At 64.0% G+C, this 22,077-nt stretch carries 19 protein-coding genes; 7 read left to right on the forward strand and 12 right to left on the reverse strand.

The window, feature by feature from the left end; genetic code table 11:
- Positions 1-90 precede the first annotated feature (90 nt).
- The 4 genes from CAL12_RS20840 (at position 91) to CAL12_RS20855 (ending at position 4,490) form a co-directional block, all read left to right on the forward strand.
- A complete protein-coding gene (locus CAL12_RS20840; protein ID WP_086066364.1) occupies positions 91-1,515 on the forward strand; it encodes a CoA transferase in 1,425 nt (474 codons plus the stop codon).
- 66 nt (positions 1,516-1,581) lie between these two features.
- Positions 1,582-2,583, forward strand: a complete 1,002-nt coding sequence (locus tag CAL12_RS20845) for a Bug family tripartite tricarboxylate transporter substrate binding protein (protein WP_086066365.1) — start codon at positions 1,582-1,584, stop codon at positions 2,581-2,583.
- Between the two features lie 38 nt (positions 2,584-2,621).
- Complete coding sequence (locus tag CAL12_RS20850) at positions 2,622-3,614, forward strand: Bug family tripartite tricarboxylate transporter substrate binding protein (RefSeq protein ID WP_086066366.1); 993 nt, start codon at positions 2,622-2,624, stop codon at positions 3,612-3,614.
- Positions 3,615-3,686: 72 nt separating this feature from the next.
- The gene (locus CAL12_RS20855) at positions 3,687-4,490 is read left to right on the forward strand and encodes an SDR family NAD(P)-dependent oxidoreductase (protein WP_086066367.1); all 804 of its coding nucleotides are present in this window, start codon (positions 3,687-3,689) and stop codon (positions 4,488-4,490) included.
- Here CAL12_RS20855 and CAL12_RS20860 read toward each other — a convergent pair.
- From CAL12_RS20860 to CAL12_RS20880, 5 genes are all read right to left on the reverse strand, one after another.
- Positions 4,477-5,394, reverse strand: a complete 918-nt coding sequence (locus tag CAL12_RS20860; RefSeq protein ID WP_086066368.1) for a LysR substrate-binding domain-containing protein — start codon at positions 5,392-5,394, stop codon at positions 4,477-4,479. The genes CAL12_RS20855 and CAL12_RS20860 overlap by 14 nt on opposite strands.
- Before the next feature lie 353 nt (positions 5,395-5,747).
- Positions 5,748-7,853: a glycosyl hydrolase family 28-related protein gene (locus CAL12_RS20865; RefSeq protein WP_157793063.1), complete on the reverse strand. Its 2,106-nt coding sequence runs from the start codon at positions 7,851-7,853 to the stop codon at positions 5,748-5,750.
- Between the two features lie 138 nt (positions 7,854-7,991).
- Positions 7,992-9,092 (reverse strand): ornithine cyclodeaminase family protein, encoded by a 1,101-nt coding sequence (locus CAL12_RS20870; RefSeq protein ID WP_086066369.1) that lies wholly within the window; start codon positions 9,090-9,092, stop codon positions 7,992-7,994.
- Between the two features lie 64 nt (positions 9,093-9,156).
- A complete protein-coding gene (locus CAL12_RS20875; protein ID WP_157793064.1) occupies positions 9,157-10,152 on the reverse strand; it encodes a Bug family tripartite tricarboxylate transporter substrate binding protein in 996 nt (331 codons plus the stop codon).
- Positions 10,153-10,258: 106 nt separating this feature from the next.
- Complete coding sequence (locus CAL12_RS20880; protein WP_420042732.1) at positions 10,259-11,530, reverse strand: MFS transporter; 1,272 nt, start codon at positions 11,528-11,530, stop codon at positions 10,259-10,261.
- Between the two features lie 105 nt (positions 11,531-11,635).
- Here CAL12_RS20880 and CAL12_RS20885 point away from each other — a divergent pair, with 105 nt between their 5' ends.
- On the forward strand, positions 11,636-12,592 hold the full coding sequence (locus CAL12_RS20885) for a LysR family transcriptional regulator (RefSeq protein ID WP_086066371.1): 957 nt from the start codon (positions 11,636-11,638) through the stop codon (positions 12,590-12,592).
- Positions 12,593-12,609: 17 nt separating this feature from the next.
- Here CAL12_RS20885 and CAL12_RS20890 read toward each other — a convergent pair whose 3' ends face one another.
- Positions 12,610-14,235, reverse strand: a complete 1,626-nt coding sequence (locus CAL12_RS20890) for a glucan biosynthesis protein D (protein ID WP_086066372.1) — start codon at positions 14,233-14,235, stop codon at positions 12,610-12,612.
- 295 nt (positions 14,236-14,530) lie between these two features.
- Between CAL12_RS20890 and CAL12_RS20895 the strand changes: the two genes are divergently transcribed.
- Positions 14,531-15,172: a PIN domain-containing protein gene (locus CAL12_RS20895; protein ID WP_086068024.1), complete on the forward strand. Its 642-nt coding sequence runs from the start codon at positions 14,531-14,533 to the stop codon at positions 15,170-15,172.
- Here CAL12_RS20895 and CAL12_RS20900 read toward each other — a convergent pair.
- From CAL12_RS20900 to rpsO, 4 genes are all read right to left on the reverse strand, one after another.
- The gene (locus tag CAL12_RS20900; RefSeq protein WP_086066373.1) at positions 15,120-16,337 is read right to left on the reverse strand and encodes a threonine ammonia-lyase; all 1,218 of its coding nucleotides are present in this window, start codon (positions 16,335-16,337) and stop codon (positions 15,120-15,122) included. The genes CAL12_RS20895 and CAL12_RS20900 overlap by 53 nt on opposite strands.
- A gap of 49 nt (positions 16,338-16,386) precedes the next feature.
- On the reverse strand, positions 16,387-17,118 hold the full coding sequence (locus CAL12_RS20905) for a hypothetical protein (RefSeq protein ID WP_086066374.1): 732 nt from the start codon (positions 17,116-17,118) through the stop codon (positions 16,387-16,389).
- Between the two features lie 202 nt (positions 17,119-17,320).
- A complete protein-coding gene (gene pnp / locus CAL12_RS20910; RefSeq protein WP_086066375.1) occupies positions 17,321-19,486 on the reverse strand; it encodes a polyribonucleotide nucleotidyltransferase in 2,166 nt (721 codons plus the stop codon).
- A gap of 89 nt (positions 19,487-19,575) precedes the next feature.
- The gene (rpsO, locus tag CAL12_RS20915; protein WP_086066376.1) at positions 19,576-19,845 is read right to left on the reverse strand and encodes a 30S ribosomal protein S15; all 270 of its coding nucleotides are present in this window, start codon (positions 19,843-19,845) and stop codon (positions 19,576-19,578) included.
- 160 nt (positions 19,846-20,005) lie between these two features.
- Here rpsO and CAL12_RS20920 point away from each other — a divergent pair, with 160 nt between their 5' ends.
- The gene (locus CAL12_RS20920; RefSeq protein ID WP_420042733.1) at positions 20,006-20,542 is read left to right on the forward strand and encodes a hypothetical protein; all 537 of its coding nucleotides are present in this window, start codon (positions 20,006-20,008) and stop codon (positions 20,540-20,542) included.
- 44 nt (positions 20,543-20,586) lie between these two features.
- Here CAL12_RS20920 and pssA read toward each other — a convergent pair whose 3' ends face one another.
- Positions 20,587-21,474: a CDP-diacylglycerol--serine O-phosphatidyltransferase gene (pssA, locus tag CAL12_RS20925; protein WP_420042734.1), complete on the reverse strand. Its 888-nt coding sequence runs from the start codon at positions 21,472-21,474 to the stop codon at positions 20,587-20,589.
- Positions 21,356-22,027: a phosphatidylserine decarboxylase gene (locus CAL12_RS20930; RefSeq protein WP_086066379.1), complete on the reverse strand. Its 672-nt coding sequence runs from the start codon at positions 22,025-22,027 to the stop codon at positions 21,356-21,358. Before CAL12_RS20930 ends, pssA begins: the two co-directional genes overlap by 119 nt.
- Between the last annotated feature and the right edge of the window lie 50 nt (positions 22,028-22,077).

The following is a 22,077-nucleotide window of genomic DNA, read 5'->3' on the forward strand; positions in this document are numbered from 1 at the left end:
TATCTCACAGGACTATAAATTATATGTTGGACGTGGATTTTCCGGCTTTATAGACTGCCCTTCCTTATTCGAAGAACGAGGAGCGCCGTCATGCCAGTGTCCCCTGACCCATCCCAACGCGCCTGCCAGGCCATCGCGGACCTGCTCGGCGCGCAGCGGCCCTGGGACGAACCGCCCGCCGCGAGGCTGCGCTTTCATGGCGACGCGCCGGTCTTCGATACGCCGCACGCGCTCACCCTGTCTGCCGGCGCGGCGATCGGCGCCTATGCATTGACCGTGGAGAAATGGTGGCAACTCGCCACCGGGCAGCGCCAGACGGTGGCCATCGACTGGATGCAGGCCGCGGCATCCCTGAACCCAGGCCACTTCCAGACCCAGAACGGCTACAGCCTCCCCGCGCTGTCGCTGCTGACCGAGCTCAAGGCCGACTTCTACCGAACCGCGGACCAGCGCTGGTTCTTTCCCATCGGCTCCTATCCACACCTGCGCGACGGCGTGCTGGAACTGCTGGACTGCGCCAACACCCCTGCCGCGCTGGGCCGCGCCATTGGTCGCTGGAAGGCCGACGACCTCGAAACGGCCTTCGAGGAAAAGCGCCTGCCCGGCGTCTATGCCCGTAGCACCGAGGAGTGGCTGCGGCATCCTCAAGGCGCCCTGCTGGCACGGCAACCGGTCATCGAGATCACCCGGATCGCCGACAGCGAACCCGAAGCGCCCAGGCCCGGCGCCAGGCCCTTGTCGGCGCTGCGGGTCCTGGACCTGGGCCACGTCATTGCCGGTCCGGTCGTCGCCCGGTCGCTGGCCGAACAGGGAGCCGAGGTCCTGCGCATCACCCCGCCGATGAACCAGGACCCTTTCCGGCAGACGATAGATACGAATATCGGCAAGCGCTCGGCCTTCCTCGACCTGACGCAGGCGGCGGACCTGCGACGCGCGCGCGAACTGATCGGCGGCGCCGACGTGGTCGTGCAATCGTGGCGCCCCGGCACCCTGGCGCGGCGCGGCGTGGGCGCCGAGGAAGCCGCCGCCATACGCCCCGGCGTGATCTACGTCAGCGTGAGCGCTTTCGGCGACAGCGGACCCTGGGCCGAACGCGGGGGCTTCGAACAGCTGGGCCAGACCGTCACCGGTATCGCGATCAGCGAAGGCGTGGCGGGCGGCAAGCCGCGCGTGGTGCCCACATATCTGCTGAACGACTACTTGACCGGCTATCTGGGCGCCGCTGGCGTCATGCTGGCACTGATGCGGCGCGCCGCGGAAGGCGGCAGCTACCATGTCAAGGTATCGCTGACGCGCACGTCGATGTGGGTGCAAAGCCTGGGCCTGGAAACGGAACACAGGCCGCGCGAAGAGCGGCGGCATTTCGCCGAAGGCCTGCTGCCGCTGCTGGAGACGCGTACATCGGCGTATGGCGTGCTGCAACAGCTACCACCCGTGGCGCAGCTTTCCCGCACGCGCGCATATTGGGAGCTGCCCCCAGCCCCCAATGGCGCCCACCCCGCCGCCTGGCAGTAGCATCCGAACCGTACGACCAGACGAGGCCAACAGCCTCGCACGACATTCATAACAAGGAGACAGAGCATGAGAAGAAGGACGCTACGCGCGACCAGCAGGGCCGCCGCCGGGCTGGCAGTGATCGCGCTCGCCGCCGGGGCGCAGCCCGCGCGCGCCGACGCCCCCTATCCCAGCAAGCCCATCACGCTGCTGATCGGCTTCGCGCCGGGCGGCCCGACCGACGCCATCGGTCGTGTCCTGTTCAAGCGCGTCTCCGAAATCCTGAACACGCCCGTCATCATCGAGAATCGGCCGGGCGCGGGCGGCAACATCGGTACGCAGGAATTGACCCGCGTCAAGCCGGACGGCTACACCTTGCTGTACGGCACCTCTTCGCTGACCACCGCGCCCGCCTTGTTCAACCGCGCCGACCTCGATCCCACCAAGGCCTTCGACGTCGCCGGATGCTCGGTGTCCGTGCCGCTCATCCTGCTGGTCGCCAAGAACGATCCGTCCGCCAACGCGGAAGATTTCTACAAGGCGGTCAAGGGCAATCCGGCGAAGTACTTCCAGGGTTCATCGGGCAATGGCTCGATCGACCACCTGGTGTCCATGGACATCGCGGGCAGGCTGGGCCTGAAGTTCCAGCATGTGCCGTACAAGGGCAACGGCCCGGCGCTGGCGGACCTCGCCGGCGGCAATGTCAATTTCATGTATTCCGGCTCGTTCAACAGCGCCCTGCCCATCATCAAGGCAGGGAAGGTCAAGGCCCTGGCCGTGACGTCCGGCCACCGGTCGCAGGCCTTGCCGGATATCCCCTCGCTCAGTGAAAGCGTGCCCGGACTGCGCGGCTTCGACGCCGGAACCTGGCAGGTGCTGGCCGCCCCCAAAGGCACGCCGCCCGCGGTGCTGGCGAAGCTGAACGACGCGATGCAAGCCGCGATGAAGGATCCCAAGGTCAAGGAGAGCCTGGACTTCCAGGGCGCCGAGCCGATGAACATGGACCAGAAGCAGTGCAATGCCTACATCGGCAAGGAATACGAGCGCTGGTCAGGCACCATCAAGCGGCTGGGCCTGAAGTCCGAATAATCCAGAACAATCCATAAAAACAGACACCGGAGACAACCATGCACAAGCCACTCAAGCGCAGGCTGGTGGCCGGCCTCGGCCTGGCAGCCGCCCTTTCCGTCGTTGCCGTCCTTCCCGTCGCCGCGCAGGCGGCGGATAGCTTTCCGGACAAGCCCATACATCTCATCGTTCCTTTCCCCCCGGGCGGAGGAACCGACACCCTGGCGCGGGTGCTGGCCGAACGCATCGGCACGGAACTGAAGACCAACGTCATCGTCGAAAACCGGCCAGGCGCCGGCACGGTCGTCGGCAGCGACTACGTCGCGCGCAGCGATCCCAACGGCTACACCATCCTGCTCAACACGTCCGCCCACGCCATCAACGACACGCTGGTGCCCAAGCTTCCCTACGATACCGAAAAGGCCTTCGCGCCCATCGCCATCGTCGGGCAGGCGCCGAACGTCGTGGTGGTCCGGCCGGACAGTCCGTTCAAGACCGTGGGCGACATCGCCGCCTACGCCAAGGCGCATCCGGGCAAGCTGACCTTCGGATCGTCGGGCAATGGCACCGCGGTGCACCTGGCGGCGGAACTGTTCGAGGAAATGGCGCACGTCACGTTGACGCACGTGCCCTACAAGGGCGCCAGCCCGGCGATGACCGACCTGGTCGGTGGCCAGATCGATATGTTCTTCGGCACCGCGGGCGCCGTCACCCCGCTGGTGAAAGCCGGCAAGCTGCGGGCGATCGCCATCACCAGCACGGAGCGGTCACCCTACTGGCCCGGCATCCCCACGATCGCGGAGACCTATCCGGGTTACACCGCCGATGTCTGGTACGCATTGTTCGCAGCCGCTGGAACCCCGCCTGCGGTGATAAGCAGTTTGAATCGCGCCGCCATCGCCGCCACGCAGTCCGAGATGTTCAGGCAGCGCATGGGTAGCGAAGGCGTCACTAACAAACCCAATACGCCCGACGATCTCGCCCGCCTGGTCCATGAAGAGATCGCGCGTTGGCGCAAGGTCATCAAGGACGGGAATGTATCCATGGGCTGATCCCTCGCCGGGAACGCTGCCGCAAGAACCGCGGCCGCAGGCTCACGTAATCCGCATCGGAAAGGAAATGCCATGAATGACAAGGGAAGGCTCGCCGGCAAGGTCGGCATCATCGTCGGCGGCGGGCAGCAGCCGGGCGGGACGATAGGCAATGGACGCGCGGTAGCCGAACGCTTCGCCGCCGAGGGCGCCACGCTGTTGATCGTCGACATCAACCCGGAGTGGGCCGACGATACGCTGCAAGCCGTCACCCGGCTCGGCGCGCGTGCGTCGACCCTGCAAGCCGACATCACCAGGGAGGAAGACTGCCGCGCAATCGCCCAGGCCTGCGTCGAACGCTACCAGCGCATCGACATTCTGCATAACAACGTGGGACGCTCCACGGGCGACCGCCGCACCACGGAGCTGGACGTCGCCGCGTGGGACGCCATCATGGATATGAACCTGAAGGGCATGTTCATGACCTGCAAGCATGTGCTGCCCACGATGATCGCCCAGAAATCGGGCTGCATCATCAACGTGTCGTCCACGGCGTCGCTCGCCGCGCGGCCCACGGTGACCTACAAGACCAGCAAGGGCGCGGTCAATGCGCTGACCCAGCACCTGGCGATGGAAAACGCGCCGCACGGCATCCGCGCGAACGCCCTGCTCCCCGGCCTGATCGACACGCCCATGGCCATCGAGCGGCGGGCACGCGAGCGGGGCGTGCCGCGCGAGCAGGTCCGCGCGGAGCGGGATGCGCTGGTCCCCATGGGCCGCATGGGCACCGCGCAAGACGTCGCCAATGCCGCGCTTTTCCTGGCGTCCGACGAAGCGCAATACATCACCGGCGTGCTGCTGCCGGTCGACGGCGGCCTGCTGGTCAAGCGCGGTTGATTCCTGGCTGACGCGTCTCCAGCAATGCCAGCACGCGCGGCAGCAGGGGCAGCGTATTCGCCGGATTCCACACCGCCGAATATTCTGCCAGCACCGTGGCGCCGTCCATCTGCTTGAACACCACGCCCGGCACGCCGGCACGCGCGAACGAACGCGGCACCAGCGACACGCCGCGCCCCATTGCCACCAGGCTGACCACCGATACCAGGTGCCTGGCATAGTGGACGATGCGCGGGCTGAAGCCGGCGCCCATGCAGGTCGCGATGGTCAGGTCATGGAAGCTCGGGCCGCTTTGCCGCGGGATCGCGATGAAGGCGTCCTCCGCCAGGTCGGCCAGGCGTATCCTGCGGCGCCGCGCCAGGGGATGCCCGGCTTCGAGGGCCACGACCAGTTCCACGCGCCCCACCGGAATGGACATCATGCGACTCATCCCCTGCGATATCTGGGCGAAGCCGATGTCGATTCGATCCTGCTCCAGCGCATGGATCTGCTCCGACGAGCCCATTTCTTCCCAGACGGTTTCCAGGCCGGGCATCTTGCGTTCCAGGCCCAGGATGACCTCGCGTATATCCATGAACAGCACGGCGGCGACGAAGCCCACGCGTATCCTGCCGGCATTACCCTGCTCGGCGCGCTGCACGGCGCGGATGGAAAGCTCGGTCTGCGTCAGCAGACGCCGCGCTTCCTCGACCATTACGGTCCCGGCGATGGTCAGCCGGACCCGACGCTGGTTCCGGTCAAACAGCGTCACGCCCAGGCGCTCTTCCATCTGCTGGATGGCCTTGGTCAGCGGCGGCTGCGACATGAACAGCCGCTCCGCCGCGCGGCCGTAGTGCAATTCTTCGGCCAGCGCGAGAAACATGCGCAGGGACCGGGGGTCCATCGACTGGAGATCGAAATTCATGAACGCGGGCTGCGGATGATGCGGCTGGGATGCAGGTGCAAAGCCACGCCCATCGATCCTTGGGCAGAACCTCAAATGCAGTACTACTCAAATCATTGCGATTGCTTGGAAATATTCAATAGCTTAAGCAGAATTGCTGCGTGGAACAATAAGCACCGAGTCAACCTCGTTGACGAAGCGCATCACTGCTTTGGCAACCGGGTAGGCTGCGCCCTTTCGCATTCATCACACTCGCGTTCCGGGCACCGGCGTCGTGAACATACCAAACACTCGTTCGTGGCCTCCCCACGGAGAGCCGCGGCGCCGATCCAGGCCCGCCGCCCACCCTGGGCCATTCCAGAGAATTCGGCTCATTATCCAATTGCTTCTATCGCAAGAAACGTCGCGCTACCAGCTGCCAGATTCAAAGTGCCCCCAGAGTTCTGGAATACCTGGCAAGTGATGGTGTCTCCCTGGGATACCGCTAATACACTAGAAGACGTGTTAACGATGGTCGGGCCGCTGCTTGATGCACCTACCGCCATGCCTGCCATTCCCAGTTCAATAACACCGTTCCGATACATGAATAGCTGCCGCGTTCCCGTCACGTTGGCGACAAACTGAGCCCCCGCGGAAACCCGTATCAAATTCACGCCCTTCGGGATGACGATCGCGCCACCCGCGACAATCGCCCCCATGGTATTGATGGACATATTGGTGATTGACATTGGGGTAAGCGTGCCATTAGGGATCGATTGGCTGGCTGCGGAAAGCGGCGCTATCGCCCGGGTTCCCAGCATGGTGAGGTTCGTGACAGCCGCTCCGGCGCTCACGAAGTCTACGGTCGAGAATGCGGCATCGTGAAAAAGCTCCTTGTGGCAATTGATCGTACCCGCCCCCGTCAGAATCAAGGATCGATCTCCCCCAGCTGCAGGATAGGCGCTCCCGCCCAGGATCTTAAAGTCAATGGGGCGATTGTCTGCAGGGTATGCCCCCAAGAAGCTGCCATACGCACCCGTCGCTGATGTCGAATTGCCGATGGTGTAGCAACTGATGAAAGCCAACCCATGTATGTCTTGGCACGCGCTTGGGAGTGAGCCTGCGGAGACATTGCCTGTGGTTAGCCGCCAAGCATCCGCACCATTATTCTCCGCCCCACATCCGATGAAGCTAACGCCCTGGACGTTGGACACTGCATATCCCACCGTCCCGTTCGTGTCCGAACCGCAGTCCAGGAAATTCGAATAGACCATTCCATTTATCAGGAAGCCTACCCCCGCGCTGTTGCTGGAGTAGCACCGTCGCGCGCTAAGAGAAGTAATGAATCCATTCAAGGCAAAATTCGCGGCGCCAGAGCCCCACACCCACAAATCAGTGAGGTCACACATCCAGCTATTGGTGTTGCTCAATCCGTTGCGGCCAGAACCTTGAATGCGCAGATTACTAATGGACGCGAATGTCGTACCGCCACCCCCACCAGGAGTGAGGCCCACGCCTAATACCAAGCCGTCGCGCTTTGCCGAATTGATCGAAAGATCTCGGACGACCACATGCGCGCCACTATCGAAGGTGACAGCGTCGGTGTTGGGAGCGGACGACGAGAAATCCAACGTCGTGGCGACGGGACCATCCCCATAAATAACGACGTTGTGCAACTGGTCGAAGGCGCTAAACGCCAGCGTGGCCGTGAGCTTATACACGCCTGCCGGGATGTATAAAGCACCACCGCGCTGTGTCACCTGTGGCTGGAGGAAAGCTATCGCAGCATGGAACGCTGCTGTATCGTCTGTAATGCCATCGCCTTTGGCACCGAAGTCTTTCACGCAGATGCTGTCGTCCAACTTAGCGCGACCATCTCGGGCCACGGCGCCAAGTGCCTCTCGCATATATGACAGTTTCGAGAAAGCGATTCCCGCAGCCGCTGCCACGGAGGCATTCACCACAGACCCGCTGGACGGTACGCCTATGGCCACCGTAGTGCCGCCTTTGACGTCGATCTTCGACACCCCCGACGGGATGGGGTCAGTGAACGTCAGGGTGAAGTCATCCAACAATGCGATCTGGCCGTCACCTTGGTAAATTCCGTCGAAGAAGACCCATATGTTTTCAATGCTGCCAAAAACAGCGGGCAATGTCAGAGTCGTAGTGACTCCTGGCGTAAAGTCCGAGCCCGATGAGAATGTAGCGTCGATCATGTCTCCGGTAACACCAGCATTGGCATCTTCCGTGAGCTGATCCCAGATCAAATTTCCGGATTGATCATAGACCACCTGGCGGTAAGATCCCGCCCCCCAAATCACGGCCTCTCCCCTGGAGTCCAGGGTAACCGGATTGCTGTTCAGGACCGTCTGGTTCGGGTCCCCATAAGTGTTCTTCTTCGTGTTCGTATTCGGCACATAGAAATAGACCTGTCCGCCGGCCAGCGGATCACCACTATTATTTGTGAAGTACTGTTTTCCATTGGGGAGTAGGCTCGCCATGTCGATTCCCTTATCCGTTACGAAGAAGGGAAAGTGTAGTGAATCGTCAAAGGAATGGCCTGCAATGGATGCCGATCGAGCGAGGCGGTCCGGACGACAATCCTTGTCTTCGCAAGATGGTCCAACCCTGCGCAAGCTTCAATTGCGGATGTCCTGGATGAACCACTCCAGCGGCAGCTCCTGCCCCAGTCCCTGTTCTTTCGCCTTCCGGTACACCACTCCTCCGACGGAGGAAAACTGCACGCCCCAGTTGCCGACCGTGTAGTAGAAGGTGATCTGATCGTCGCGCATGCGGCCTGGCACCTTGCCGGAAATCACGTCGGTATAGACCGGCCAATCCTGCGTGGGCAGCCGGGATTTCTTCGGCTTGGGCAGGCGCTGCTGTTCCTCGGCGGTACCGGCCACGTAAGCGCCCGGACTGCCGGAGATGCCTTTGCGGAAGCGTTCGGTCTCCGGCATGGGCAATTCTTCCTTGCCCTGCTGCACGGCGACGTCGAAGCGTCGGATGATGGACGCATCGATCTCGCGCGGCGTGAGCACCACCACGTGCATGCCGGGCTCCAGCCATTCCGCTTCGAGCACCGGGCTCATGCTGTCGGTGCAGGTCGCGACGATGTCCGCGCCGCGCACCGCGTCGCGAGGCGTGTCCACGGGGATGATCTCCACGCCGAATTGTTCGGCGCACTCGCGGGCATAGCGTTCGCGGTTGTCGCGATTCCGGCTGTAGACGCGTACGCGGCGGATATCGCGCACGGCAAGGATCGCTTCCAGAAAGGTACGGGCCATGCCGCCGGACCCGATGATGCCCAGCTCCCGCGCGTTCTCGCGCGACAGCAGGCGCGTGCCGATGCCGGCCGCGCCGCCCACCCGCATATGCTGCAGATGGCCATCGTTCATCAGCGCCAGGGGTTGGCCGTTGCCGGTGCTGAACAGGAACACCAGGCCGCACCAGGTGCCGGGTTCGATGCAGAATTTCTGCTCGCTGCCGCCAGCGCCTTCGTCGCGCGGCCAGACCAGGATGTCCGACTTCAATCGCACCGCCAGGATGCCGTCGCTGGTGCCATCCACCGTGCCCCAACGGTAATAGCCGTCGTCACGGTCGCAGGGCACGTACATATCGATGCGCGGCCGGCCGATGGCCGCGCCGGTGAGCAGGCCGGCGAAGGCACGTTCCTGCGCCTCGATGCATTCGCGCATGGTCAGCACTTTCGCGACCACTTCATTGTTGATCAGAAGCATGTTGACTCCACGATGTCGCTGCGATGTCGCTGCCACGGCCGCTGTGATCCGCCGCGGCAATCGCCTATTGCGGCTGGATACCGGATTTGCGTATGACGTCACCCCAGCGCTGGCTTTCGGCGCGTATGAAATCCCTGAACTGCTCCGGCGTGGATCCGATGGGATCCGCGCCTTCGTCGACCAGCATCTTGTGGACGGCCGGCGCGTGCACGAACTTGACGATTTCGCGGTTGAGCTTGTCGATGACGGGCCTGGGCGTGCCCTTGGGCGCCAGCACCCCGTACCAGACACTGGACGCATAACCCGGGACGGTTTCCGCCACGGTGGGGACATCCGGCAGGGCCGGATTGCGCTGTGGGGTGGTCACGGCCACGGCGCGCAGTTGATGGTTCTTGACGAAAGCCAGGCCGGCCGTCATATCGGCGAAGGTCATGGTGACCTCGCCCGTCATGACGGCCTGGATGGCCGGCGCGGTGCCCTTGTACGGCACGTGCAGCATGTCCGCGCCAGACAGCACCTTCAGCAACTGGGCGGAAAGATGCGCGGTGCCGCCCAACCCCGATGATGAAAACGTCAGCTTGCCGGGTTCCTTGCGCGCCAGGTCCAGCAGGTCCTTGACGCTGTGGATAGGCGAGTCGTTCTTGACCAGCAGCACGGCCGGCACGTCGGCGATCAGGCTGACGGGTTCCAGGTCCTGCTGCGGGTCGTAGTTCAGTTTCTTCATCAGGTATGGCGCCACCACCAGGGGCGAAGGCGAATCCAGGATCAGGGTATAGCCATCAGGCGGCGCCGTCGTCAGGGACTGCGTACCCACCACACCCCCGGCGCCCGGCCGGTTTTCCACCACCACGGACACCCCCAGCTCCCGGGTCAGGTTCTGCGCCACCATCCGCGCCATGATGTCGACCCCACCGCCCGGCTCGTAGGGAGAAATCATCCTTATGGGCCGATTGGGATAGGCGCCGCCGGACGCGGTCTCGGCGTGGGCGGCACAGTACGGGCCCAGAGCCAGGACGACACTCATCGCGGCATACAGGACCAGGCGGCAAGGCAGCTTCATATCGTTGTCTCCGATCACCTTGGGGCAGACCGGTGTCTGTCGACCCGGCCATGTTCTGCTTCTTAGTATGCTACGGTATACCATCTTTGGTACAGCGGCAATGGCCTCAATGGCGCATCGGTCGGGCCCGCGGGAGCGATGCGGGAACCGCCGGGCCATCACGCCGACCGGGCTTGAACCCATGGGTATTCGCTCCCCAGGCGATGAAGCAAGCAATCGTCAATACCAGCAGCCCCACCCAGGGTAAAGACCCCGCACCGTCGGATGCGAGCAGCATCCCGCCGATAACCCCGCTACCCGCGAACGACAGATTGAATACCGTCACCAGAATGGACTGCGCCACGTCGGCCGCGTCGCCCGCTGCATCGGCCAACGCGGTCTGCAACAAGGTTGGCGCGCCACCAAAGCTCATTCCCCAGATCGCCACACTGGCGCATATCGCCCAAAGCGGCATTCCTCCCACGCAGAATGCAAACGCAACCAAGGCAAAGGCGCCCAATCCGGTCAGCACCAGGAAGCGCAACCATCGGTCAACCAGCGAACCGACGAGCCATATACCCGTTACGGCAGACACGCCGAAGATCAGCAATATGGCGTCCAGATGGCCGGCCTGCCCCATGGATGCCAGCAAGGGGGCGATGTAGGTATAGAGAACGTAATGCGGCAGGATCCACGTCGTAACGACCAGGAGCACCGCCAGCACGCCGGGAATGGCAAGGACTTGTCGCAGAGGCCAACGGCTGTCGGCCGCATGGCCTGGGTAGTCGGGAACCTCCCGGAAAACCCAGGCCATCAACCCCAGGGTCATGACCGACATGATGGCGAACACGCCGCGCCAGCCGATCATGTTTCCGAGCCAGGCACTCAACGGAACACCGACCGATAACGCCAAAGGGATGCCGAACATTGCCACCGCGAGCGCGCGCCCCTGCATCGACGGCGCAACCATGCGGCGTGCATAGGGTGCCAGGAGACTCCAGGCCAGCCCCGTGGCAAGCCCCGCCACGAACCGCGTAAACAGTGTCAGCGCATAGTGCGAGGACGCCGCCGTTATTGCATTGCAGACAAAAAATACCGCAAGCACCAGCAGCAGCACATGCCGCCGCCGCCATCGATTCGTCACCGCGGTCAAAGGGATGGCCGCTATGCCCGAACCGAGCGCACAACTCGTGACGAGCTGACCGGCCCACGCCTCGCTTACGTGAAATCCTTGTGCAACCTGCGGAAGCAGGCCTGCCGGCACCGTTTCATTCGCCGTGGCGATAAAGCTTGCCATCGTCAACGCCAGCAACCCTGCCATGGGCAGCCGCCCAACGTCGGCGCGAGGCTGGATCGCCTCCGCAACCGTACCGCCACGCTCGTCCATCGTATCGTTCATTCTCGCCTCGCTTTCCGCGCAATATCGCGAGGCATGAGTTTGGCCGGCACATGCGGATTTGATAATTGAGCTAGTATTTGAATCAGATTCAAATCCACATGAAGAATGGCAACTGATCGATTAGGGGACATGCGCCTGTTCGTTGCGGCGGCGGCGCTTGGCAGCCTTTCCGCCGCCGGCCGCAAGCTCGGCCTCTCTCCAGCGGCGGCAAGCGCCCGCCTGTCCAAGCTGGAGGTTGCGCTTCGAACAAAGCTGATCGATCGCAGTACCCGGCAGCTGCGCCTGACCGAGGAGGGCCGGCTCTACCACCGGCATTGCGCCGTTGCGCTGCAGGCGATCGATGACGCCGAAGATGCGCTCCACGCGAGCCACGCTGTCGTACGCGGGAAAATCCGTATCTCGGCATCAGCCGATTTCGGCCGCCATCTGCTCAATGAATGGCTGGAAGAATTCGCCAGTACGCAAGCGGAACTGAAGATCGCCCTGACACTGACCGACTCGCTATCGGATCTGCTGCAGGATGACGTGGATTTTGCGATCCGGTTCGGCAAGCCGGACAGCGACACCTTGGTCGCTCGCAAGCTCGCCCCCAACTGGCGGGTGCTATGCGCGTCCCCTGCATATCTCGCCAGGCAGGGCGTGCCGCGTACCCCGGCAGACCTGGCCGCACATCGGTTCGTGGTCCTCGTCACGGCAGCCGGGCCGCTGAACGAATTTCGATTCGCGGCGACAGGCAAGCAGAGAATCCATACCGTCGCGATGGAAAACGCGTGGGAAACCAACGATGGCGCATTGGCCCGCGCATGGACGCTGGCGGGGCATGGCATTGCCCGCAAAACCATCTGGGATGCGGCGCAGGATATACGCGCCGGCACGCTGAAGGCGGTCTTGCCCGACTTCATCGAAAACGAGGCGGGGGTCTATGCCGTATTCCACAGGAATCGGTACATGACGCCCCGCGTGCGGGCATTGCTGGATTTCCTGATAGACCGGTTCCAGCACGCATCCAGCGATATGCTCGCAGGCCTCCCTTCACCTTCGGCAGCGGTCAATAAGGATTGACGCTGCCGGCGTGCGCGTCAGGGATACCGCCGTTTCTCCGGAGGCGGCGGGAAATACTGATACAGCCACGTCTCGCTGAGCACCTGCTTGTCGCTGATGCGCCGGATGAAGCCGCGCATTTCCACGGGCGCCGTGCTGTCGTCGGTCGGATACCAATCGAACATAGCGCGGAAGCCCTCGACCTCCGGGTGCAGCGCGAAGATCTGGAAGTCCTGCGCGCGCCCGTGCGACACCGTGATCACGGATTCCAGGCGCTCGTTCTTGTCCATGCCTTGCAGCGGTCCGCCGATGAAATCGATGGCAAATCGCCGCGCCCAGACATTGGGATAATGCTCGCCCGGCGCCCAGCCTTCCGTGAAGCCGCCCATGCCCGTGCGCGTGGCCAACACCCGCGCAAGCGTGGGCTGCACCGGCGCCAGCGCGGCCCAATGCAGCTTGTAGCCATAATGCAGCGACTGTCCGGCCTTGACGGGCTCCTTGGGATTCCAGAACGCCACGATGTTGTCCAGCGTTTCCCCAGTGGTCGGCAATTCCATCAGGTTGATGGCGCCATCGCCCCATGCGGTCGTCGGCTCCACCCACAGGCTGGGGCGGCGGCTGTACCAGTCCACCGTATCCTGATAGGACTTGAAGTCATGGTCCGTCTGCAGCAGCCCAAAGCCGCGCGGATTGTTGTCCAGGTACGTATTGAACTGGATGTGCTCAGGATTGTTCAGCGGCCGGCAGACCCATTCGCCATTGCCACGCCACATCGACAGACGGTCCGAATCGTGGATCTTGGGGTGGATGGTGTCGCACATCCGGCGCTCGTTGGTGCCGCAGCTGAACATGCTGGTCATGGGCGCGATGCCCAGTTGCTTGATGTCCTGGCGCGCGGTCAGGTGCGCGTCGATATCCATGATGACGCGATCGGCCAGGCAATTGATATCGAAGCGATAGGCGCCGGTGATGCTGGGCGCATCCAGCAAGGCATACAGTACGAAGCGCGTGGCATCCTGCGCCGGCGTCTCGAACCAGAACTCGATGAAATCGGGGAATTCCTCGACGGTGCCCGCATAGGTGTTCACCGCCACGCCGCGCGCCGACAAGCCGTATTGTCCAGTGTTGTCCACGGCACGGAAATAGCTGGCGCCCAGGAAGGAGACGATGTCGTACTTGTCGATATTCGGCTGCTTGAACACCTTCAGCCCCGAAAACCCCAGGTCGCCCTTGAGCTGGCCGACATCCACACCGGTGCTCTGGTAATTGAACAGCTCCGGCCGGAAGTGCACCTCTTTCGCGATGCGGGTGCCGGGCTCGATGCTGTGCATGCGCACCGGCGTACGGAAGCCCATGCCGACGTGGAAGAACTGCACGTCCAGCTGGCCCTTGCGCCCCCAAAGGGAATGCGCGGCGTCGTACTGGATGGCATTGAACTGCTGCGGGGTCAGGTTGGCCAGGGTCGGCGGCAGGACTTCACGGGTGTCCACATAAGGCGTGGTCGCCAGTTTGCTGGCGCGCTCCTGCAATCCTTCGAAACTGAAGGGTTTGGCTTCGCCGTCGGCAATGTCCGCGACAGCGCGCGAGGCAAGCAGGAAGGAGGCTGGCAAACCCGTGCAGGCCGCCAAGGCCGCGGAGGCTTTGAGCAGTGAACGTCGGTGCATGGAAACCTATCGAAAAACGGAGCCAAAGAAATGGCGTGGCCGGAACCGCGCCACGCCCGTGCAGGCACATTGAACCATAGGTTCCCGGCGATTCCGACAGCCCGGCAGCGCCGAAGACAGCTTACGTGTCGAGAAGTCACGAACCGACACGGTCAGAAAGAAACCCGGATTGCGGCTACGATATCGGCCGACCCGCAACGCCGCTCCCGCTCGCCTCGTGCCTTCATCTCCAGCCCCCTTTCGCGCCACCACCGCCAGCCCGCCGCCCTTCGTCGTCCTGGACGCCTGCGTCCTGATGTCGTCCATCCTGCGCGGCCTGCTGTTGCGCCTGGCGCGCGACGGCGTCTTCCTGCCGGTGTGGAGCGCGCGCATCGGCGAGGAATGGATCCGCAACGCCGCGCGGCTCTGGAAAGTGCCCCCCGCGGACGTGGCCGCGCTGTGGGAGGACATGCAGCGCGAATTCCCCGGCGCCGACGCAGGCGACGTACAGGCCTACGAAGCCGGGCTGCGCTACAGCGACCCCAAGGACCACCACGTGATCGCCGCCGGCCTGGCGAAACGGGCGCGCTGCGGGCACCAGCAAGCGCCCGCGGTGTTGGTGGTGACCTGGAACATGAAAGACTTCAACCGCTCGGAAATGCGCCGGCTGGGAACCGACGCCTGCGACCCCGACCGCCTGCTATCGCAGTGGTGGCCGGCGTCGCGCGATGCGCTGCTGCGGGCGCTGCAAGGCACGGCCGCCGACGTGGCGGCGGTCGGCAGGCAGCCGGAGCCGCTGTCCGTTACCTTGCATCGCGAGCGCCTGTACCGGCTGCGCGGCCTGGTGGAGCGGGACGGCAGCTTCGACGACCCGGCGCGGCGCGATGGTGACGTCGACGGTGACGTCAATGATCGTGATTGCTCGCCGCGAATCCCACTGCATTCAGGCGTTCGATGACTTCCACGATGTGCTCCGGGCCGCGCGTCTGCAGCACGAAGTCGACTTCCACATTGCGTACCGGCAAGGCGGTGAACGCGCGTTGGTGATGCACTTCGGTGATGTTGGCATGGGCGTCGGCAATGACCGCCGTGGCATGCGCCAACGCCCCCGGCAGGTCGCGCAGGTCGACACGGATGCGTGCCAGCCGGCCGGCGCGCACCATGCCGCGCTCGATCAGTTCGCCCAGCATCAGCGGATCGATGTTGCCGCCCGTCAAGACCAGGCCGACGCGCTTGCCGCGGAAACAGGCATCGCCCTGTGCCTGGTCACGCAGCATGGCGGCCAGGCCGGCGGCGCCCGCGCCTTCCACCACGGTCTTTTCGATTTCCAGCAACACCACGATGGCATGCTCGATATCGCCTTCGCTGACGAGTTCGATGCGCGACACATGGCGGGCGACGATCTCCTGGGTCAGCTGGCCGGGCGACTTCACGGCGATACCTTCGGCGATGGTGTATTGGCCGTAAGGCAGCGTCAACCCGCGCGTCGCTTCGTACATGGAAGGAAAGCGCTCGGTCTGCACGCCGACGATCTCGATATCCGGCTTGATCGCCTTGGCGGCCACGGCGATACCGGAAATCATGCCGCCCCCGCCTATGGGTACGACCAGCGTGTCCAGGTCCGGCCGCGCCTCCAGCATTTCCAGCGCGATCGTGCCCTGGCCGGCAATGACGTAAGGATCGTCGTAGGGATGGATCATGGTCAGCCCGCGTTCCTGCGCCAGCACGTAACCGTGGGCCTTGGCGTCGTCGAAGGTGTCGCCCGCCAGCACCACTTCCGCGCCGAAGCGGCGGGTATTGGCGACCTTGACCGTGGGGGTGAAGCGCGGCATGACGATGACCGCCGGTATGCCCATGCGCTGCGCGTGATACGCCACCCCCTGCGCGTGGTTCCCGGCCGACACGGCGATGACGCCGCGCGCGCGCTCGATGGCGTCCAGGTTCAGCATCCGGTTCAGCGCGCCGCGCTCCTTGAAGGAAGCGGTGAACTGCAGGTTTTCGAACTTCAGCCAGACTTCGGCGCCGAGCATGTCGGACAAGGTGCGGGAATGCGAAAACGGCGTGTTCAGCACCTGTCCCTGCAGACGCAGGTGCGCGGATTGGATGGCGGACAGGTCGATCACGCTATGCTCCTGATGGATCGGCCGCGCCGGCGCGGCACCGGCCGATGCCCTAGCGCACCGGCAGAAAATTGAAGAACAGCAGGCCCTGGGCGTAATTGATGCCGACACGCCGGCCGTTTTCCCCCAGCAAATTGGCGATCAGGTCCAGCCTGCCGATGATCGCGCCGAACTCGCGCTCGAAACTGAGATTGGTCGCGGTCGGACTGATCTCGTTCGCCAGCAACAAGGGCTGCCCGGCACCATCTCGCCGGCTGGCCAGCAGCCACGCGGCGGCCTCGACGTTACGAGCCGCATTGTAGACGCGCTGGCCATCCAGCACATCAGACACATAGAAGCGCGTTTTTCCGTTGTGCGAAGCGATGACGGTATCTGCCAGGCCATAGATGAAGGCGGTGACCCGGTCGCCCTGGAAGCCGGGATCCAGCGAAACCGCCAGCACCTGGATATCCCGCAGGCCGGACAGCGGCGCGGGCGGCGTCCGGTTGTCTATCAGGCCATGCAGCCGCGCCATTGCCGCGGCCTGGTTCGCCATGCCGCCCTTGCGCCATTCGCGCGGATTGCGCCGGTAAAGCTTGTCGGCCAGGGAATACAGGCTGTTCAGGTTGTCGCGCATTTCCAGCGTGACGGTACGGTTGAAGTCCGTCTGCATGAACTGGTCGGCGGACATGGATTCCCCGTCCGGCCGGCGGCCGTCGCGCGAGGGCGATTGCGGAGACATGCAGGCCGCGAGCATGCTGCTCGCCACCAATATCGCCAAGGCCCCGCGCCCCCGCCTTTTCATGCCATATATGCCCGTTTGCCCGATGTAGCCGCGTGAATTGTGTCATGCAGTGCGATGCGCGCGACGCCGCCCGCCGGCGCGCCGCGCATGCACTTTACCGTACCTTGAAAGAAAAACGGCGCCTTGCGGCGCCGTTTCCCGGGTAAACCATCCGTCGGAACCGGCAGTCCGCTCTTGCCGAGCGGACGCCTGTTCCCGCCGCTTACTGCTGCGGCTCGGACTGCGGCACGCCTTCGGCGGCCTCGCCCTGCGGAGCTTGCTGCGCTTCGATGCCGCCGATCGCCTTGATGGACAGGCGCAGGCGGCCCTTGTCGTCGGCCTCGATGACCTTGACGCGGACGTTCTGGCCGACCTTCAGCACATCGTTGATGTTGGCGATGCGGTAGTTGGCGATTTCCGAGATGTGCAGCAGGCCGTCGCGGCCCGGCAGCACCTGCACGATGGCGCCGAAATCCAGCAGGCGCAGCACGCTGCCTTCGTAGACCTGGCCGACTTCGACGTCGGCCGTCAGTTCGACGATGCGGCGCTGCGCTTCCTTGGCCTGGCTTTCGTCGACGCTGGCGATCACGATGGTGCCGTCATCGGAGATGTCGATCTGCGTGCCGGTTTCCTCGGTCAGGGCGCGTATGGTGGCGCCGCCCTTGCCGATGACGTCTCGGATCTTCTCGGGGTTGATCTTGATCGTCAGCATGCGCGGCGCGAAGGCCGACAGCTCGCCACGCGAGGCGCTCAGGGCGTCACGCATATTGGCCAGGATGTGCAGGCGGCCTTCGCGGGCCTGGGCCAGCGCCACCTGCATGATTTCCTTGGTGATGCCCTGGATCTTGATATCCATCTGCAGCGCGGTCACGCCCTGCTGGGTACCGGCCACCTTGAAGTCCATGTCGCCCAGGTGATCTTCATCGCCCAGGATGTCGGTCAACACGGCGAACTTGCCGTCTTCCAGGATCAGGCCCATGGCCACGCCGGCCACGTGATCCTTGATCGGCACGCCGGCGTCCATCATGGCCAGCGAACCGCCGCATACGGACGCCATCGACGACGAACCGTTGGATTCCGTGATTTCGGAGACCAGGCGGATGGTGTACTGGAAATCTTCCGGCGCGGGCAGCAGCTTCAGCAAGGCGCGCTTGGCCAAGCGGCCGTGGCCGATTTCGCGGCGCTTGGGCACACCGATGCGGCCGGTTTCGCCGGTGGCGAAGGGCGGCATGTTGTAGTGCAGCATGAAGCGGTCGCGATATTCGCCCATCAGGGCATCGATGATCTGCTCGTCCTGCTTGGTGCCCAGCGTGGCGACGACCAGCGCCTGCGTTTCACCGCGGGTGAACAGCGCGCTGCCGTGGGCGCGCGGCAGCACGCCCAGGCGGATGCTGATCGGACGCACGGTGCGGGTGTCGCGCCCGTCGATACGCGGCTCGCCGTTCAGGATCTGGCCGCGGACGATGCGCGCTTCCAGGTCGAACAGGATGTTGTCGACCGCGACGGAGTCGGGCTGGCCGGCGCCGGTTTCGGCGGCACGCGCGGCCACCTGGGTCTGCACGTCGGCGTAGACTTCACGCAGCTTGGTGGTGCGCTGCTGCTTTTCGCGGATCTGGTAGGCCGCGACCAGGCCATCCTTGGCGGCGTCGGTGACGGCGGAGATCAGCGTTTCATTCTTCGGCTCGGGCTTCCAGTCCCAATCCGGCTTGCCGGCATCGCGCACCAGTTCATGGATGGCGTTGATCACGGCCTGCATCTGCTCATGGCCGAACACCACCGAACCCAGCATGACTTCTTCCGACAGCTGGTCGGCTTCGGATTCGACCATCAGCACGGCGGTTTCGGTACCGGCCACGACCAGGTCCAGCTTGGATTGCTTGAGCTGCGACGCGGTGGGGTTCAGCACGTACTGGCCGTCGACGTAGCCCACGCGGGCCGCGCCGATCGGGCCATTGAACGGGATACCCGAAATGGCCAGTGCGGCCGACGCGCCGATCATGGCGGCGATGTCGGGGTCGATTTCAGGATTGACCGACAGCGTGTGCAGGACAACCTGGACTTCGTTGTAGAAGCCTTCGGGGAACAGCGGACGCAGCGGACGATCGATCAGGCGCGACGTCAGCGTTTCCTTTTCCGAGGGCTTGCCTTCGCGCTTGAAGAAGCCGCCCGGGATACGGCCCGCGGCGTAGGCTTTCTCGATGTAGTCGACGGTCAGCGGGAAAAAGTCCTGGCCGGGCTTGGCCTTCTTGGCCGCGACGACAGTGGCCAGCACCACGGTGTCCTCGATGGACACCACGACGGCGCCGGACGCCTGGCGGGCGATTTCTCCGGTTTCCAGTACGACCGTGTGCTGGCCGTATTGGAACGTTTTTGTCACTTTATTGAACATGACGGTTATTCCTTACAAATGAAAAACCGTGGCCGCTGCGACAAAGTCGCACCGGCCACGGTTGCGTCATGGGGAACCGACCCCGTCGATCACTTGCGCAGACCGAGTTTTTCGATCAGAGCGCGATAAGCATCGGGGTTGCGACCCTTGAGGTAGTCGAGCAGTTTGCGGCGGCGGCTGACCATGCGCAGCAGGCCGCGGCGCGAATGGTGGTCCTTGCTATGTTCCTTGAAGTGACCAGTCAGCTCGTTGATACGAGCGGTAAGCAGCGCCACTTGAACTTCGGGGGAGCCGGTATCGCCTTGAGCGCGCTGGAATTGCGCGACGATATCGGACTTCTTGATGTCAGCTACGGACATTGTTATTGACCTCTTCGGACATGCGCCAGGGCCGAGGTGCCGTGGCGTGGGTTGAACAACGGTTGGAGATTACAAACGGTTTGACAGCAGAAACCGACGGATTATAGCTTATCGGGCAGAATTTTCAGGAAGCATTCACCAGGCCCGCCCAGGAGGCCGCATGGCTGAGCAAATGATCCCCTTCCCTGCCTGGCGCCGTGCCGCCCTGCTGCTGGCGCCCTTGCTGGCGGCGCTCGCGGGCTGCGCCGACATGGCCGCCAAGACGCCGCCGAACTCGCCCCTCAACCAGGTCGTCGCCCAGTACGGCAATCCCAACTTCATCTGCCCCCTGCCAAATGGGGGACAGCGTGTCATCTGGACCCAGCAGCCGCTGGGCCAGTTCGCCTGGGGCGGCAACGTCGGTCCCGACGGACGCATCGACCGCGTGGAACGCCTGTTGACGGACCGCCATTTCGCCGCGCTGTCGGAGGGCGACTGGCCCGCCAACCGGGTGCTGTGCGAATTCGGCCCGCCCGCCATCGTCGACGAAGTGGGCCTGCCCAGCGTGCGCCAGGTCGTATGGTCGTATCGCTACCGCGAGAACGACTCCTGGAACTCCCTGATGTACGTGTACATGGGGCGCAACGGCGACCGCGTCACCCGGCATCATCCGGGGCCGGATCCCATGTACGACCAGGAATGGGAGTTCGTGCGGTAATCGCACGGACGGGGGGCAGGCCGTGGAAGGGCCCGCCCGCGCGGCTATTCCGAACCGCCGCGCATCCGGTTGCGCTGCCAGCGGCGCGCGCGGTTCCAGCGCCAGGCCAGGATGAACCAGCCGGATATCCCGTAGACCACGAAAAGGCCGAACAGGACCACGGGTGGATCGCTGGACACGAATACGAAGGCCGCCACCACCAGCAGGATCACCCAGAACGGCACGCTGCGGCCCAGGGCGAAGCTCTTGCCGCTGTAGAACGGCGCGTTGGTGACCATCGCGATGCCGGCGTACATGGTGACGCAGAACGCCGTCCAGGCCATGAAGGAATCATGGATGGGCAGCTTGTTGTCCACCGCCAGCCAGACATAGCCGGCCACCAGGGCGGCCGCCGACGGACTGGGCAGGCCCTGGAAAAAACGCTTGTCGACCACGCCGATATTGGTGTTGAACCGCGCCAGCCGCAACGCGGCGCCGGCCACGTAGACGAAGGCGGCCAGCCAACCCCAGCGGCCCAGTTCATTGAGCATCCATTCGTACATCACCAGCGCGGGCGCCACGCCGAAGGACGTCATGTCGGACAGCGAGTCATACTGCTCGCCGAACGCCGATTGGGTATTGGTCAGACGCGCGACCCGGCCGTCCATGCCATCCAGCACCATGGCCGCGAAGATCGCGATCGCCGCGGCCTCGAACTGGTTGTTCATGGCCTGCACCACGGCGTAGAAGCCGGCGAACAGGGCCGCCGTGGTGAACGCGTTGGGCAACAGGTAAATGCTGCGGTGGCGGTTCTCGGAATCGCGCATCGACAATCTAGGCATGAGTGGTTCCGTCGGTTGCGGGCAAGTCCGCCAGCACGGAGCTGGTCGCGCTGACCTTATCCCCCAGCGCGACCCGCGGCCGGGCGGCCGGCGGCAGGTAAACGTCGACACGCGACCCGAAACGGATGAACCCGTAGCGCTGGCCGCGCACCAGCGTCTCGTTTTTCCTGGCGTAGCAAAGTATGCGCTTGGCCACCAGGCCGGCCACCTGGACGGCGGTGACGACGTGCCCGGCGGGCGTGCGCAGCACCATGGCGTTGCGTTCGTTTTCCAGCGACGCCTTGTCCAGCGCCGCGTTGAAGAATTTGCCGGGGAAGTACTGCACGTCCAGCACCTGGCCGTCGACCGGCACCCGGTTGGAATGGACGTTGAAGACGTTCATGAAGACGCTGATCTTCAGCGCGTCGCGGTCGGCATAGGGATCGCGCACCGTCTCCACGGCGACCACGCGGCCGTCGGCCGGCGACAGCACGGCGGAGGGCGAATCGGGCGCCATCCGCGGCGGATCGCGGAAGAACTGCAGGACGAACAGCGCGATGATCCAGAAAATGATGGATACCGCGGGCGACCATAGGGTGACGAGTATCGCCACGACCACCGATCCGGCGAGGAACGGCCAGCCCTCTCGGGCAATGATGGGATGGGGATAAGGGGGTTTATTCATCGTAGGCGAAGGTTAACCGATATGGCCCCGTTAGTGCCCGCGTGGCGGCG

Origin of the sequence: Bordetella genomosp. 8 (assembly GCF_002119685.1) — a bacterium.
Classification (GTDB): domain Bacteria; phylum Pseudomonadota; class Gammaproteobacteria; order Burkholderiales; family Burkholderiaceae_B; genus Bordetella_C.